Genomic DNA, 14,799 nt, shown 5'->3' with positions numbered 1-14,799 from the left:
TCTTAAATTTTTAAGGATCTTAGTCGCAATGCATTTGCAATAACGGATACGGAACTAAAACTCATCGCTAACGCAGCAATCATAGGTGATAATAATATACCTAAAAATGGAAATAACACACCTGCTGCAACCGGAATACCAATTGTATTATATATGAAAGCGAAAAACAGATTTTGTTTTATATTTTTCATTACTGCGTGACTCAGATTTTTTGCTTTTACGATACCGAGTATGTCACCTTTTACTAATGTTATTTTGGCACTTTCGATGGCAACATCTGTTCCTGTTCCCATAGCAATCCCGATATTGGCTTGAGCTAAAGCAGGCGCATCGTTTATACCATCACCAGCCATAGCTACAATTTTTCCTTTCTGCTGCAACTGTTTGATGTATTCTAATTTATCTTGCGGTAAACAACTCGCTTTAAAATCGGTTAAATTTAATTTTGAAGCTACTGCTTGAGCCGTATTTTCATTATCACCAGTGACCATAATTACTTCAACACCTTGTCGTTTTAATTCTTCAATTGCTTCAAAACTGGAAGATTTAATTGCATCAGTAATTGTAAGATATCCTACTACTTTTTTATTAATGGCGATGTAAGAAACTGTTTTTCCAAGTTTTTGTTCATTTGTTACTCGTTTTATAATTTCGGAAAAGTCTGCAACTTCTTCTTGTTCCATTAGTTTTTGGTTTCCAAGACTAATTTTGTCGTTATTTATAAATCCGACAACTCCTTTTCCAGTTATGGATTCAAAGTTTTCGACTTTTTGAAGTATCGCATTTTTAGCTTTTGCAAAATTTACAATCGCAGTAGCCAAAGGATGTTCACTACTCTGATTGATGGATGCTATATTTCCTAAAACTTCTAATTCAATTCCATCTTGAACAACTATTTTTTCAACCGAAGGTTTTCCTTCTGTAATTGTCCCTGTTTTATCAGTAATTAAAACATCAATTTTATCCATTTTTTCAATGGCTTCGGCATTTTTTATTAAAACGCCATTTTGTGCACCTTTCCCCACGCCTACCATAACCGACATTGGAGTTGCCAAACCTAAAGCACAAGGACAAGCAATAATTAATACCGCAATTGCATTTACAAAACCATAAACCAATTTAGGTTCTGGGCCAAACTGCCACCAAATAATAAATGTGATAACAGAAATTACAACCACAACTGGAACAAAATATTTAGCTACTTTATCTACTACATTTTGGATTGGCGCTCGCGAACGACTTGCATCGCTTACCATTTGCACAATTTGAGCTAACAAGGTCTCTGAGCCGACTTTTTCTGCAACCATTAAAAATGATTTTGTACCGTTTATAGTACCAGAACTTACTGCATCATCTTTATTTTTATCGACTGGAATGGGCTCGCCGGTAATCATCGATTCATCTATTGTACTGCTGCCTTCGGTGATCGTTCCATCTACAGGAATTTTTTCGCCAGGTTTAACACGAACAATATCTCCTTTTTTTAAATTATGAATGGAAATTATTTTTTCTTCTCCATCAACAACTAAAGTGGCTTCTGTAGGAGCTAATTTTAATAACTCTTTAATTGCACCACTTGTTCTGCTATGTGCTTTAGCTTCTAACAATTGTCCTAGTAAAACTAATGTTAAAACAACAGCAGCAGCTTCAAAATATAAATGAACAGTTCCACTTGAGATTTTAAATTCTGGCGGAAAAATGGCTGGAAATAGCATCCCAAAAATACTAAACAGAAAAGCAACTCCTGTTCCAATTCCTATTAATGTGAACATATTCAAATTCCAAGAAATTATGGATTTAAAAGCTCGTTCGAAAAACATCCAACAAGCATAAAACACGACCGGAATGGTTAAAATGAATTGCACCCAATTCCACTTTTGTAATTCCATTACCGAATACAAAGGATTATTTGGAATCATATCCGACATAGCAATGATAAAAATAGGCAACGTAAAAACAGTAGCAATTTTCATTTTATACCACAATTTTTGATAGGTTTTATCTTCTTCGGATTCGGTGGGCTCCATTGGCACTAAATCCATTCCACAAATGGGACAACTTCCGGGTTTATCCTGAATAATTTCAGGATGCATTGGACAAGTATATTGAACCGTTTGAACTAAAGAGGGTTGTTTGACCAAATCCATTCCACAAACCGGACAATCGCCAAATTTGTCATAGACTTTATCGCCCTCGCAATGCATTGGACAATAATAAGTTCCTGCTTCGTGTTTGTTATTAACAGGTTGCTTTTTTTCGTTACTTCCAGCACAACAACTTGCTTTACTTTCTATTTTTGAACTGGAATTTGGTAGAGAAATTTGGTAAGTACTTTCTTTTCCGCCTAAGGCTTTTTGAAAAGTTTCTAATTCAACGTGTTTATCCATCGTAATAACAGCTTCATTTGTCTCTTTTGAAACAACGACTACAGTGATATTTTCTACACTTAACAAACTTTCTTTTACCTTGGCCTCACAACCAGAGCAAGTCATTCCGGTAACCATATAAGTATGTGTCATATTGTTTTTGTTTTTAGTAAATACATTAGTTTTTGATTCCGTTATTTCTTCAAATCAAAAAAAGTATAATATAAATTTACATATACGCCATTTGGAGCCGAACGCGCCATAGAACTCATCAATTCGTGTCGGTAACTCAAATCTAATCGAGCTTGACTGTTAAAAATAAATTGAATAACAGGAGCTACATCCATATAGGATCTACCATTTTCATTAATTGTTTGTCCTACAAATTCAAGCAGTAAATTAATATTTGTTTGCTTGAAACTTGTATATTTTTTTGGATACATCAATTGGCCAAATGATAACGTATAATTTGTTGCATTATCTCCAAAATTATCAGGAAATACATAATCGGATTTGTTATCAAAAGCTTTTTCAAAACTAATTGTTGAACTAATTGCTAATTTCTTAATTAATGTTGTAGCTACAATTCCCGTTTCAAAACCGGAATTATTCCCCAAAATTTCAATTTCTTCTTGCTGAATTTCGGAATTATTGAAACTATATCGTCCGAAAACAGCCAATCGGAAATGACTGTTTAAATCGTCTGACGAGTAAAATCGGTATTTCGAATACAAACTTGCTCCTTCTGTTACGACATCGTTATCTCGGTTACTTATAAAAGCTGAAGCTCTAAACATTAAATTTCGATTTAACCCATAAGTCACTTCAGGCATCATCTGATAGTTATTGCCTGTTTTAAATTTTTCTTTTGATAGGGACTGCAATACATTAACACTTAATGAATTTGCTGGAACATTACTTGCTGGGTCAGTCATCAAAAATAATTCTTGACTAATTCCTTTATTAAAAAGAAATAGTACGACTATTACTAAGACTTTCCGCATTAGTTTAAAACTTTAATATGAAAATCAGCTTCATTATTACTTGCGTAAGTTGCACTGCTTTTATACGTTTTTGCTAATTTTTTAAATTCTTTATCTACTACATATCCTTTATCTAAAACTTGAATTTTAACTTCAGCTGGAATATTATCCGTTTCCTTCACTAGAATGTATGGACTTTTTGCAACAGTTTTTGAATCAACAGTTAGAATTAAAGAACCTATAAAAAATCCTGCTTTTTCCACACTTTCTTTAAACGTAAAAGGAGTCAAAGAATTTCCTTCTTTGAGAGTCACTGTAAAAGTATTCGTATTCAAATCAGTTTCAACATTAGCAACCGCTTCAAGCGATTTTAATTGTTTGTTAATTGCATTGGAACACATGGAACAAGTTAAGCCAGTGGCTCTTATATCGGCTTTTGAAATTTGAGCGTTTACAATTGTTGAAGATAAGATTGTTAGAACTGTTACTACTATTTGGATTTTATTTAGATATTTCATTTTTGTTATTGTATTAAATTAAGTATTTCTTCGTCTGTCGGATTTTTCTTTATCAAAATTCCATTTGGGTCAAAAAGATATTTTGATGGTAATTCCTCTACACCAAATAAAAGCGCAACTTCAGCATCAAAACCATTGCCATTAGGATCAATGAATTGTGCGAAATTGATTTTATCTTTTTCAATCGCTTTTAACCATTTTGATTTATCGTTATCTATTGAAATTCCAACAATTTCAAATTTTGTTGGATCTAATTCTGCGTGAAGTTTTACCAATTTTCTATTTCCTAAACGGCAAGGTCCACACCAAGAAGCCCAAAAATCAATTAGTACATACTTTCCTTTAAACTGATTTAAATTATTAGTTACGTCTACTTTGTTTTTTAACGGAATATTAGGTAAAGCGTCTCCGACATTGATTTGTCCAATTGCGTTTAAGCTAAAAATTAATAGCATAATTGACACAATTTTTAGTCTGATATTCATAGCTTCTAAGTTTTTATTTAATAGTTTCAACCGTTTTTCCACAACTCATCATCATTGAGCCGTAATATGGATTTTTGATTTCACTATCTTTACTTAACCAATTTGCACCTTTTCCATCATTCGCCATAGGGCAAAATTGGTAGTAAACTGGTGAAGCTGTTTTTGAAACTTTCAACAGTTCATAGACATTTTTAGACAATCTATCTAAAAATATTCTTTGTTTATTGGCATCTTTATTCTTAGAAATACTTTCAGAGTCTTTCTTTAAATCTGCAAGTACTTTCATCCAAACGTTATGAACGTCGATTGGCAAAGCATCCATTTTAACCTCATTAATAGTAGTTAACAATGTTATTGCTTTTGCTGAAGCAGTAGCGCCATCAGTTTTTACTAAGGCATCTTTCACTTCAAAATAAGACTCAAAAACGGGTGCGAGTGGATTGTTTGTTTGAACTGCATCTGAATTCATAGTGTGATTTTTATGCTCACTAGTGCCATCCATTATCATTTCTGATTTCACGGCAACTTTTGCTTCTCTATCATATTGACAACATCCGTGAAGGCCATCATATACAGCGTCCGGTGCTAAAAAAGAATCACTATCATAACCTGCTAAAGCAATGCGTTTTAGTATTTCATCTTGATTTGTTTTTTTGGAATCATAAGTTAATGTTGCCATTTTAGTGTCTTGATTCCAATCTACCGAAGCGATCTTTTTTAAATTTCCGGCTTTTTCGATTGTTTTTTCACACATACCACAGTTTCCATATATTTTAGCAGTAGTTGTTTTTGAATTTTTTATTTGTGAATGCCCTACTATAAATGATAATAACATCGTAATTACCATCATATTTGTTGCAATTGATTTTTTCATTTTATACGAATATTGTATTCAAAAAATTTGCTTTTTTTGAATGATTTTTAAAAATTATTTTTGATTGTTAAACAATTAGAAAAGCATTTCTTTTGCATACAAATACAAAAGTCTTAATTCATTAATTGTTTTAGAAGTATAGCATTTTGCTATTAAATTGACATAAGTATGGATGTCAAAAGTAGTTTTAGCCTATTTTTGGAATAAGCCAAATGGAAGAATGACCTTCTGTAATAGAAGGAGCATTGTAATAAAAGTTAACTTTTGTTACAGTTGAAAATTTGAAAAAATTATCAAATTGAAAATGGACAAAAATGGATGCAGCACTCGTTGTACAAGTTGACGAACATGTACATTTTGAGTGCCCACAACTTCCTTCACATCCTGATTCTTCAGAATCTTGAGTAGTATTACAGCAACTTTTTGTTTTAGTTTTAGAAGTATTTACTTCTTTGTTGCAAGATTTTTTACTACTACCACACGCAAAAGTATTGTTCGGAATAAAAAATATTCCAAAAAACAAAAAAAATATGACGTATGATTTTTTCACTTATTTCTTTATAACACTACAAAGTTAATTAATTCAATTTAGAATATATAAAGAAAATGTTAAAAATGCCTTTGCACAAAATTATATTGTCATTTGAATTAAGCAAGGAATGAAATAGATACTATTTTGACAATTAGTGTTTAAATCCAAAATTAATGTAACTAACTTATCAATTGGAAATTTAAAAAATTCATTTATTTCGTAAAGAGAAGCAAATTGAAAACCATATTACTCTTATTTTGATTAATGGATATCCAAAGTAAAAAGTGCTATTTATAGAATTTTACTATAGCTATGTATTGTTTAACTTATTTTATTAACTACTCTTTAAAAATATTCATATCCTCGTTATAAATAGGACTTTCTATGTTTAAAAAGTTTAAGACACTATGGAAAACATGATTTTGAGTCAAATTATTATTTGTTTTCAATTTTTTTGAACTATTCTCCGATAGCCAGACTATAAAAGGAATCTCATATTGTTCTTTAGGAGCAATACTTATAGGTATTCCATGCATATACAGATTTTTTTCTCCTAAAGATTCCCCATGATCAGACACGAAAAGCATTGTGCTTTTAAACTCTTTTAATTGTTTTAAATCATCAATTATCCTTGACAAAATATAATCAGTGTAAACAATAGTATTGTCATAAGCGTTTATCAGCTCTGTTTGAGTGCAATTTCCTAATTCAACACTGTGACATACGGGTTTAAATTTTTCAAATTGCGATGGATATTTTTTGCTATATGTAGGACCATGACTAGTACTTGTATGCAATACAATCAATATTTTATTTTTTTTACTGACTAAAATTTGTTCTTTTAATCCAGTTAAAAGAACTTCGTCATAATTGCACCCTTCCCCTTTGCAATTTGGCTGAAGATAATCTCTGTTTTGGAAATTTTTTATATGTAGTGGAGGTTCTCCCCAATTAGTTGTTCTCCAAACTACTTCAACATCATTTCTGTATAAGTAATTGGGTAATATTTCATATAAATCATCTGAATTTATATGCTCTAAAATACTTTTTACTCCAGCTGTTGTATATGTTGCATCTGAAGTAGCCTCAAAATGAAATACATTAGGTATTTTAGAAAGTAGCGGATTTGTGTTTTTATTATATCCATACAAAGAAAAATTTTGACTTCTTGCAGATTCTCCAATAACTAAAACTACAACCGATTTCTCATTATCTTTAATTGTAGCATTTGGTAATAAGATTTCTTTTTCATTTTTCTTATGCTCATGAATATAAAAAAGCGAAGTATTTACAGCATAAGACCAAGGCATTGCAAGACCACCTAAAGTTTTGGAATTTTTATCAATCCAAAGCCAATTACTTGCATTTACAAATACTAAAAGTAAAACAAACAATAAAGTAAGTGAAGATATGATTGAAAACTTCTTTATTGTTACCTTAATTATTTTTAATTTAATTAAATAAATGCTTGGAATTATACCCAGTAGCACTATATAGAGTACTAATTTTATTGAAAAAAAACTACTAGATTCATCATAATTGGTATTGAATACATTAGCGATCATACTTTCATCAATTATGACTCCATAAGTATTTACAAAATAAACAGCAATGGCATTAATGATAAAGAATATGACCAGTAAAAATTTACCAACATAGCGCGATAGAAAAAAATGAGAAAAAAAACAAAAGCATTTAGGATTAGCATTAAAATAATTAAACTTATTACAATTGTTAAACCGTTTAAACTTTTATAATCCAGATTGTTAAAAACAAATTTAAAAAAAGGATAATGAAAGAATAGAAAATTAAGCAAACTCATTAATAAAACGAAATGAGTAATTTTTATATTATTTTTAAATGAATTTATAAATGAATTTATAAAGTGATGCAAATAAACAAATTAGCACATCCATATCCAAAATCTAACATCAAAAGTCAAGATATTTAAAAGTTGAACAGCCTATAAATACTGGTTGTTCGGACTTATTCGGGGTGCCTATTTTAAAAAAAATGATGTACCCCGAATTGTGCCCCTTTATCTTGTTGAAAATTGAATAAAATGCTAGTGTAGGGAAAATAAAAACCCTTTAAAATCAATGTTTTAAAGGGTTTTGGATTCATTTGAAAGCTCTATTGTGGAGAAGATGGGGCTCGAACCCACGACCTCTTGACTGCCAGTCAAGCACTCTAGCCAACTGAGCTACATCCCCAAAATTTTTACGAATATACAAGTTTAAATTGAGATTACTAAATTTATAATTTCGTTTTTTAAACGCTATTAATTCTTTATCAAAACAGAGTTTACAGGATAGAAAGATTCTTTTGATTCGACAAAAAATTGAAGTAATTTTACAAACCTAAATAAAAATTATGCATTCAGATTATATTACAGATCAAAATTTCTCAGACACTATTTATGCTGAAAACGACGTAAAGTACAAGGAATACGAAAATTGCACCTTTACAAATTGTGATTTTAGAGCTTGTTCTTTTATAGCGGTTACATTTATTGATTGTAATTTCTTCGATTGTAATTTTAAAGGTACAAAAATTAATCACGTTTCTTTACGTGATGTTTGGTTCACAAAATGTGATTTTACTGCGGTGAACTTTGCAATGACCGATCAAATTTTGTACGAATTTCATTTTAAAGATACTTTGCTTGATTATGCTCAGTTTTACAGTTTGAAACTTAAAAAAATGCAGTTTATTAATTGCAGTATGGTTGCCGTAGATTTTATGGAAAGCGATTTAACTGAAGCTTTATTAGATAATTGCAATTTAAGACACGCCGTTTTCATTGGTACAACAGCCAATAAAACCGATTTCACAACAAGTTATGATTTCACAATTGACCCCGAAAAAAACAAATTAAAAAAGGCTATTTTTTCTTCCGAAAATTTAGCAGGCTTACTACAAAAATATGATTTGGTAATTCGATAATTTTTAGTGCATAATTATTAATTCAAAGTCAATTATCCTATAGCAACTAAAGCCATAACTTTGATTTATTAATGATTTTCGTTGTGAAAATATTATTAAAATGAATTCGTTTCTTGCTTTTCATATTAGAAAATGTTTCGTAAATTGCAATGATAAGTAGCCCCAATAATGTTGCTTATCCTAACAAAATCATTATGGAACAAACTAAATATTCAAAGATTTATCGAATAATGCATTGGGCAATAGCGATAACATTCTTACTTCTGTTGATTACAATTTTTTTGCGATTAACTTGGTTGAACAAACACAATGTTGCGGCAATTATACAAGACTACATGAGCAATAACAATTTGACTTTAACGGAAGATCAAAGTATAATCTTAGCTAAAAAAATTAGAAAACCAATGTGGGATTGGCACATCTACTTGGGTTATGTATTGACAGGTTTGTTCACCATTCGTTTCTTACTTCCTGCTTTTGGTCAGATGAAAATTCAAAATCCATTAGACAAAAATGCAACTACAAAAATTAAATTCCAGAAATGGACTTACATTATTTTCTACGTTTGTGTAGTGATTTCACTTGTTACTGGATTAATTATAGTACTAGGTCCAAAGGAATATAAAAGTACAATGGAAGGAATTCACGAATTTGGAACTTATTATTTAGTAGCTTTTATTGCACTTCATATTGGAGGTGTTTTAATATCCGAATTAACTAATGATAAAGGAGTGATTTCAAGAATTATCAATGGTTCCGAACGTAAAGAACAATAATTTAAAAGAAATAAAAATGACAGAATTAGTTCAATTAGTACCTAACAATTCATTACTTACAAAAACGCCTGAAGAAGGAAGACAATTAGCGGTTAAAATGGCAAGATTAATTATCAAAGTAACACAACCAGATGCTGCAATGCGTGAAAAAATGCGTCCAACTTACGCTGAAGATCCAGCAATGCTTATCGCGATAGGACAAACTGTAGCTACGGAATTTGCAACGATTGCTGCAGCTAACAATTATTGGAAATAAGAAAAACTCTTTACAATACAGAAATAACCTTAATTGAAAATTCGATTAAGGTTAGTTTATTTAGCTTTAGGTGTTATTGATAGTCGCGTAATTTGAGGAAAATGATCACTTTGAAAAAAGGTATTGATCGACTTAAATTGCTTCACTTTTATGTTATTTTCCACAAAGATATAATCGATTCTAGCCGGATAATATTTGAAATTATAAGATTTTCCAAAACTCGTTCCAGCTTCTTCAAAAGCATCTTTCATATCGCCTTTAATCGTTCGGTAAACGTATGAAAAAGCACTATTATTCAAATCACCACAGATAATTTTGGCATAATTACAAGATTCATAATGCGCTTTAATTAATTCGGCTTGGTGTTGTTGTATCGTAAAAGCACCACTAATCCTTTTAAAAATAAACTTGGAATTTTCTTCATTAATTTGTTCGTGAATATCCGTGCTAATTTTGATGGATTGCAAGTGCATACTGTAAATTCGTAAGGTATCTTTTCCCTTTACAATATCTGCAAAAATGACGTTATTACTTGAATTTGGAAATTCAATTTCACCTTTGTCAATAATCTTATAATTAGAATAAATAGCCTGACCGTATTTATTTTTCCCACCGTATAACTTGGTATAATTGTATTTAAATTGAGCCGTTTCGACTTCATTATTTGGCGAAAATTCTTGAATACACAAAATATCCGGATTTTTGTCGGAAATCAACTTTGAAATTTGTTCGGCTACATCATCCTTTGGCAACCATTTATACAAATTAAACAAGCGAACGTTGTAACTCATCAAAGTAAAATCGGTTTCTTCTTTTGGCAAATTAGTTTCTGTAAACTTATAAAAACGATTGATGAAGGTAATTCCAACCAATAAAACAATACCTGAAAGCAACATGTAGCGTTTAAACTGCAACAACCAATAAATAAAGAAAAACAGATTTAACATCAGGAAAAAAGGCAGTATTAAAGTCAAAACGCTTAAAAAAGGAAATGCTTTTGGAGCTAAAAACGGTAAAGTGTAGGCAACAAAAGTTACTATAGTGAGTACTATATTAAAAAAGAACATTATTTTACTCAACCAAGTTTGCTTCCTCATTTATTTGCCGACTTTAAACAGAAATTCTTTTTCTTGTTTTGTTAAACTCTCATATCCCGACTTACTAATCTTATCTAATATTTCGTCTATTTGTTTTTGGGTCAAGTCTTTATTCAGTTTAGGCGAAGTTACATCTTTTTTAATAGGATTCCGATGCACTTTTTTGAAAGGCGTTTTCTCTTTCGGTTTAAATACATTTACTATTTTATCAAAAAAAGAAGACAAAGGTGTTGTTATATCCGTTCCAGACTTCAGTATTTGAATATACAAATAACCAAAAAAAGCTCCACCTAAATGAGCAATATGTCCGCCTGTATTATTCATTGGCAATTGAATTAAATCGATTGCTAAAATTACGAAGGCAACGTGCCATAACTTCACCACGCCTATTAATGGAATTCGTAACAACATATAAGGAGCGTAAACTGTTGTAGCGATTAAAATTGCCATTATTGCTCCACTTGCTCCAACTAATAACGATACATTGCCAAGTAAAAAATAGCTTAGTAAAAATATTAAACCAGAGAACATTCCACCTAATAAATAAACGCCAAACATTTGTTTATCTGTAAAATAGGTATTGAATAATCTTCCTGAAAAATGCAATACTAATAAATTAAAAATCAAATGAAAGATTCCGGAATGAAAGAAATTGAACGTAATTAAAGTCCAAGGCTTCATAATAAAAACGCTTAAATCTGAAGATAATGCTACAAAATCAAAATAGTTAAACGGTACTTTTGCTAATTTTAAAATAACATCTAAAAGCGTAAAACCCACAAAAAGTCCGATGTTCCAAAAGATTAACTTCTGAAGCATTCCGCCTGTTTTATAATGTAACTTTAAATCGTCTATTATATTCATAAAATTAAAAAAGATTTCAAAATTTCCCCCTTAAAAAAAACTGATAACTATTATCTATCCCAACGATTTTTATCGAATTGATTCTTCTTCCAATACCACATCATTAGAAATCCAAACAATGCTCCACCAACGTGAGCAAAATGAGCCACTCCGCCTCCAAAGATACTGTATCCTGTTACTCCTGAGAATAAATCAATTAATACGATTACAGGAACAAAGTACTTGGCTTTGATAGGAACAGGAATAAACATAAGCGATAATTCGGCATTTGGAAACATAAAAGCAAAAGCTACCAACAAGCCATAAATTGCTCCCGAAGCTCCGACAGCTTGCGATTGGTTTTTAACCGCAGCTTGAAAAAGAAGACTGAAATCACTTGAACTTAAGTTTAAACGTTCCAAAACATCTGCTGCATTTTCGTATAACAATCGGCCTTCGTATTGATTGCCATTTACAAAACTAGTATTTAGAATCGTATGAATGTCTGTTGAAGTAATAGCTGTATTTTGAACTTCACTCAATAAACTATGTATTTGATAATAATCTACTCCTGAATGCACTAAAGCTGCTCCAAGTCCGCAAGAAAAGTAAAAAAACAAGAATTTCTTAGCGCCCCAAAATTGCTCTAAAGCACTTCCAAAAGTTACCAAAGCAAACATATTGAAGAAGATATGCATTAAACTTCCGTGCATAAACATATGCGAAATCGGTTGCCAAAGCTTAAAACCATCACTTTCAAAATAATGAAGCGACAGCAACTCATTGGCTTGCGGCACAAAATAGCTTCCTATAAAAAATAGGATATTTATAATTAGTAACTGTTTTACAGTATCGGTCATGTTCATCATAAGGCAAATCTTTTATCTAAATCTTCTACCGTTAAGGTAATAAATGTGTTTTTTTGAAAAGGAGAAACGGTTGGTTCTTTGCAAGCAAATAGCGAATTTACTAAGTTTTCCTGTTCTTTATCGGTTAAATAAGTTCCGGTTTTAACGGCTAAACTCTTTGCCATTGATTTGGCAATACTATCATTTTGTGAAAAACTACTTTCCGGAATTTCGTTTTGTAAATTACTGATTAATTCTTCTAAAACAATGGAAACTTCGCTTTCTAACATAGCAAGCGGTAAACCTGAAATTTGTACTGAATCCGAATTAAAAGCATCAAAAACAAAACCTGTGTTTTCCAGTGAAGGTTGCAGTTGACGCAATAATTCCATTTCATCTGTAGAAAAATACAATTCCAAAGGAAATAATAATTGCTGACTCGAAGCTTTATGCATGGTAATATTCGTCAAAAACTGTTCATACAAAACACGTTGGTGCGCTCTGCCTTGATCAATTACGAGCATTCCCGATTTAATTGAACTTACAATGTATTTTTTATGAATTTGATACGTAGCGCTTGATTTCAACTCTATAGCATCATCATCAAACAATTTGCCGGTAACTTCAGCGCTTTCAAACGAAAACGACTCCATTTCTTGTGTATCTTGTTTTAAGCCAACGTATAAACTTTCCCAATTTGCAGTATTTGCTTCTTTTTTATAATTGCTAAAAGAAGCAAGTGATTTTGAAGCTGGTTTTTCAGTTGCAAACGGATTATAATTCGAATCGACTTGAATCGTTGGATAATCCGCGTTTTTATTGTTGTACTGGTAAGGTGTATCCAAGTTAGAATCACGGTCAAAATCTAAAACTGGTGCCACATTAAACTGACCTAAACTATGTTTTATAGCCGAACGCAAAATAGCATAAAGCGATTGTTCATCGTCAAACTTAATTTCAGTTTTTGTTGGATGAATGTTAATATCGATGGTATGAGGCGGCACTTTCAAATATAAAAAATAACTCGGCTGATTGCCTTCTTTCAGCAAACCTTCATAAGCATTCATAATCGCATGATGCAAATAAGCACTTTTTATAAAACGATTGTTGACAAAAAAGAACTGTTCGCCTCTACTCTTCTTTGCAAATTCAGGTTTCCCTACGAAGCCTGAAATCTGAATCATTTCAGTATCTTCTGCAACAGGGACTAATTTTTCATTGGTTTTTCCTCCAAAAATATTCACGATGCGTTGGCGGTAATTTGAACTTGGTAAATTATACATTTCACTTCCATTGTGAATCAAAGTGAAGGATATCGAAGGATGCGCCATAGCTACACGCTGAAATTCATCGATAACATGACGAAATTCAACTGTTTCCGATTTTAAAAAGTTTCTTCTCGCTGGAATATTAAAAAATAAATTTTTAACCGAAAATGAAGTTCCTTCTGGTAAAACCGCAACTTCTTGGGTAACCAATTTACTTCCTTCAATCACAATGTGGACGCCTAATTCTTCCTGATTTTGCTTAGTTTTCATTTCAACATGAGCAATTGCAGCAATCGACGCTAATGCTTCACCACGAAACCCTTTCGTATGTAAATCAAATAAATCTTCCGCCTGACGGATTTTAGAAGTAGCATGGCGTTCAAAACACAACCTTGCATCCGTTGTATTCATTCCTGAACCGTTATCAATTACTTGAACTAAGGTTTTTCCGGCTTCTTTAACAATTAACTTAATATCGGAAGCTCTGGCATCCACAGCATTTTCTAATAACTCTTTCACTACCGAAGCAGGACGTTGCACCACTTCTCCAGCAGCAATTTGATTTGCCACGTGATCTGGTAAAAGTTGAATGATACTTGCTGCCATTATTTTCTTTTAAAAATAGAAAAATCAAAATCAATGATGTAGAAAAAAACCAGCAATAGAATTAATGCAATGATAACAACACGAATATTAAACGACCTGTTTTTTCTAGTTCTACTCGCATCACGAGCATCTTTCCAATGTGCCCTAAAATCATTATCATTTATTGATTCTCTATCTCTTCGTATTGCAGAGTCAAAATCGAAAGGATTACCATTTGGTTTTCCTTCGTAATGTCTTGGTGTATAATTGAATTGTTTATTTTTTTGCAATTTGAATAAACTCTTTCTCATAGGAATCGCTTTAATTTTCAAATTTACTGAATTTTGTCCGGTAAATAGGTAATTTTTTGTTAACAAAAAATCCCGATAAAAATCGGGATTATAGTATTGATTTTTAAATAG

The 14,799-nt window shown here is 31.4% G+C and carries 13 protein-coding genes, 1 tRNA gene and 1 pseudogene; 3 read left to right on the top strand and 12 right to left on the bottom strand.

Annotated elements, in window-relative coordinates; translation table 11 throughout:
* Positions 1 to 2 precede the first annotated feature (2 nt).
* The 7 genes and pseudogenes from T1L09_RS03815 to T1L09_RS03785 all read right to left on the bottom strand — a co-directional run bounded on the left by T1L09_RS03815 (position 3) and on the right by T1L09_RS03785 (position 7,971).
* A complete protein-coding gene (locus T1L09_RS03815) occupies positions 3 to 2,519 on the bottom strand; it encodes a heavy metal translocating P-type ATPase (RefSeq protein WP_322549621.1) in 2,517 nt (838 codons plus the stop codon).
* Positions 2,520 to 2,560: 41 nt separating this feature from the next.
* Positions 2,561 to 3,370: a hypothetical protein gene (locus T1L09_RS03810; protein WP_322549620.1), complete on the bottom strand. Its 810-nt coding sequence runs from the start codon at positions 3,368 to 3,370 to the stop codon at positions 2,561 to 2,563.
* Positions 3,370 to 3,867: a heavy-metal-associated domain-containing protein gene (locus tag T1L09_RS03805; protein WP_322549619.1), complete on the bottom strand. Its 498-nt coding sequence runs from the start codon at positions 3,865 to 3,867 to the stop codon at positions 3,370 to 3,372. The genes T1L09_RS03810 and T1L09_RS03805 overlap by 1 nt, the downstream gene beginning before the upstream one ends.
* 5 nt (positions 3,868 to 3,872) lie before the next feature.
* A complete protein-coding gene (locus T1L09_RS03800) occupies positions 3,873 to 4,352 on the bottom strand; it encodes a TlpA family protein disulfide reductase (protein WP_322549618.1) in 480 nt (159 codons plus the stop codon).
* 13 nt (positions 4,353 to 4,365) lie between these two features.
* Positions 4,366 to 5,226, bottom strand: a complete 861-nt coding sequence (locus tag T1L09_RS03795; RefSeq protein ID WP_322549617.1) for a DUF3347 domain-containing protein — start codon at positions 5,224 to 5,226, stop codon at positions 4,366 to 4,368.
* Between the two features lie 870 nt (positions 5,227 to 6,096).
* Positions 6,097 to 7,580: pseudogene (gene eptA / locus T1L09_RS03790) on the bottom strand (phosphoethanolamine--lipid A transferase EptA).
* 317 nt (positions 7,581 to 7,897) lie between these two features.
* A tRNA-Ala gene (locus T1L09_RS03785) sits at positions 7,898 to 7,971 on the bottom strand.
* A gap of 160 nt (positions 7,972 to 8,131) precedes the next feature.
* Between T1L09_RS03785 and T1L09_RS03780 the strand changes: the two genes are divergently transcribed.
* From T1L09_RS03780 to T1L09_RS03770, 3 genes are all read left to right on the top strand, one after another.
* Complete coding sequence (locus T1L09_RS03780) at positions 8,132 to 8,704, top strand: pentapeptide repeat-containing protein (RefSeq protein ID WP_322549616.1); 573 nt, start codon at positions 8,132 to 8,134, stop codon at positions 8,702 to 8,704.
* 194 nt (positions 8,705 to 8,898) lie between these two features.
* On the top strand, positions 8,899 to 9,480 hold the full coding sequence (locus tag T1L09_RS03775; protein WP_322549615.1) for a cytochrome b/b6 domain-containing protein: 582 nt from the start codon (positions 8,899 to 8,901) through the stop codon (positions 9,478 to 9,480).
* A 16-nt stretch (positions 9,481 to 9,496) separates the two neighbouring features.
* Positions 9,497 to 9,736, top strand: a complete 240-nt coding sequence (locus T1L09_RS03770) for a hexameric tyrosine-coordinated heme protein (protein WP_322549614.1) — start codon at positions 9,497 to 9,499, stop codon at positions 9,734 to 9,736.
* A gap of 56 nt (positions 9,737 to 9,792) precedes the next feature.
* Here the strand turns inward: T1L09_RS03770 and T1L09_RS03765 are convergent, their stop codons facing one another.
* From T1L09_RS03765 to T1L09_RS03745, 5 genes are read right to left on the bottom strand one after another with little or no spacing between them, the layout of a single operon-like run.
* On the bottom strand, positions 9,793 to 10,833 hold the full coding sequence (locus tag T1L09_RS03765) for an endonuclease/exonuclease/phosphatase family protein (protein ID WP_322549613.1): 1,041 nt from the start codon (positions 10,831 to 10,833) through the stop codon (positions 9,793 to 9,795).
* On the bottom strand, positions 10,834 to 11,697 hold the full coding sequence (locus T1L09_RS03760; protein ID WP_322549612.1) for a rhomboid family intramembrane serine protease: 864 nt from the start codon (positions 11,695 to 11,697) through the stop codon (positions 10,834 to 10,836).
* A 50-nt stretch (positions 11,698 to 11,747) separates the two neighbouring features.
* Positions 11,748 to 12,545 carry a rhomboid family intramembrane serine protease gene (locus tag T1L09_RS03755; RefSeq protein WP_322549611.1) on the bottom strand — a complete coding sequence of 266 codons (798 nt, stop codon included), beginning with the start codon at positions 12,543 to 12,545 and terminating at the stop codon, positions 11,748 to 11,750.
* Positions 12,542 to 14,398, bottom strand: coding sequence for a DNA mismatch repair endonuclease MutL (mutL, locus tag T1L09_RS03750; protein WP_322549610.1), 1,857 nt, complete (start codon positions 14,396 to 14,398; stop codon positions 12,542 to 12,544). The genes T1L09_RS03755 and mutL overlap by 4 nt, the downstream gene beginning before the upstream one ends.
* On the bottom strand, positions 14,398 to 14,688 hold the full coding sequence (locus tag T1L09_RS03745) for a hypothetical protein (RefSeq protein ID WP_322549609.1): 291 nt from the start codon (positions 14,686 to 14,688) through the stop codon (positions 14,398 to 14,400). Before T1L09_RS03745 ends, mutL begins: the two co-directional genes overlap by 1 nt.
* Positions 14,689 to 14,799 lie beyond the last annotated feature (111 nt).

Source organism: Flavobacterium psychraquaticum (assembly GCF_034497725.1).
Lineage (GTDB): Bacteria > Bacteroidota > Bacteroidia > Flavobacteriales > Flavobacteriaceae > Flavobacterium > Flavobacterium psychraquaticum.
Note: the sequence above shows the minus strand (reverse complement) of the source record. Positions and strands in the feature narration are given on the sequence as shown.

Coding starts and splice junctions, on each gene's coding strand:
- T1L09_RS03800 (WP_322549618.1), bottom strand. CDS start 4,352: ATGAATATCAGACTAAAAATTGTGTCAATTATGCTATTAATTTTTAGC.
- T1L09_RS03755 (WP_322549611.1), bottom strand. CDS start 12,545: ATGATGAACATGACCGATACTGTAAAACAGTTACTAATTATAAATATC.
- T1L09_RS03760 (WP_322549612.1), bottom strand. CDS start 11,697: ATGAATATAATAGACGATTTAAAGTTACATTATAAAACAGGCGGAATG.
- T1L09_RS03765 (WP_322549613.1), bottom strand. CDS start 10,833: ATGAGGAAGCAAACTTGGTTGAGTAAAATAATGTTCTTTTTTAATATA.
- T1L09_RS03795 (WP_322549617.1), bottom strand. CDS start 5,226: ATGAAAAAATCAATTGCAACAAATATGATGGTAATTACGATGTTATTA.
- T1L09_RS03815 (WP_322549621.1), bottom strand. CDS start 2,519: ATGACACATACTTATATGGTTACCGGAATGACTTGCTCTGGTTGTGAG.
- T1L09_RS03745 (WP_322549609.1), bottom strand. CDS start 14,688: ATGAGAAAGAGTTTATTCAAATTGCAAAAAAATAAACAATTCAATTAT.
- mutL (WP_322549610.1), bottom strand. CDS start 14,398: ATGGCAGCAAGTATCATTCAACTTTTACCAGATCACGTGGCAAATCAA.
- T1L09_RS03810 (WP_322549620.1), bottom strand. CDS start 3,370: ATGCGGAAAGTCTTAGTAATAGTCGTACTATTTCTTTTTAATAAAGGA.
- T1L09_RS03780 (WP_322549616.1), top strand. CDS start 8,132: ATGCATTCAGATTATATTACAGATCAAAATTTCTCAGACACTATTTAT.
- T1L09_RS03805 (WP_322549619.1), bottom strand. CDS start 3,867: ATGAAATATCTAAATAAAATCCAAATAGTAGTAACAGTTCTAACAATC.
- T1L09_RS03770 (WP_322549614.1), top strand. CDS start 9,497: ATGACAGAATTAGTTCAATTAGTACCTAACAATTCATTACTTACAAAA.
- T1L09_RS03775 (WP_322549615.1), top strand. CDS start 8,899: ATGGAACAAACTAAATATTCAAAGATTTATCGAATAATGCATTGGGCA.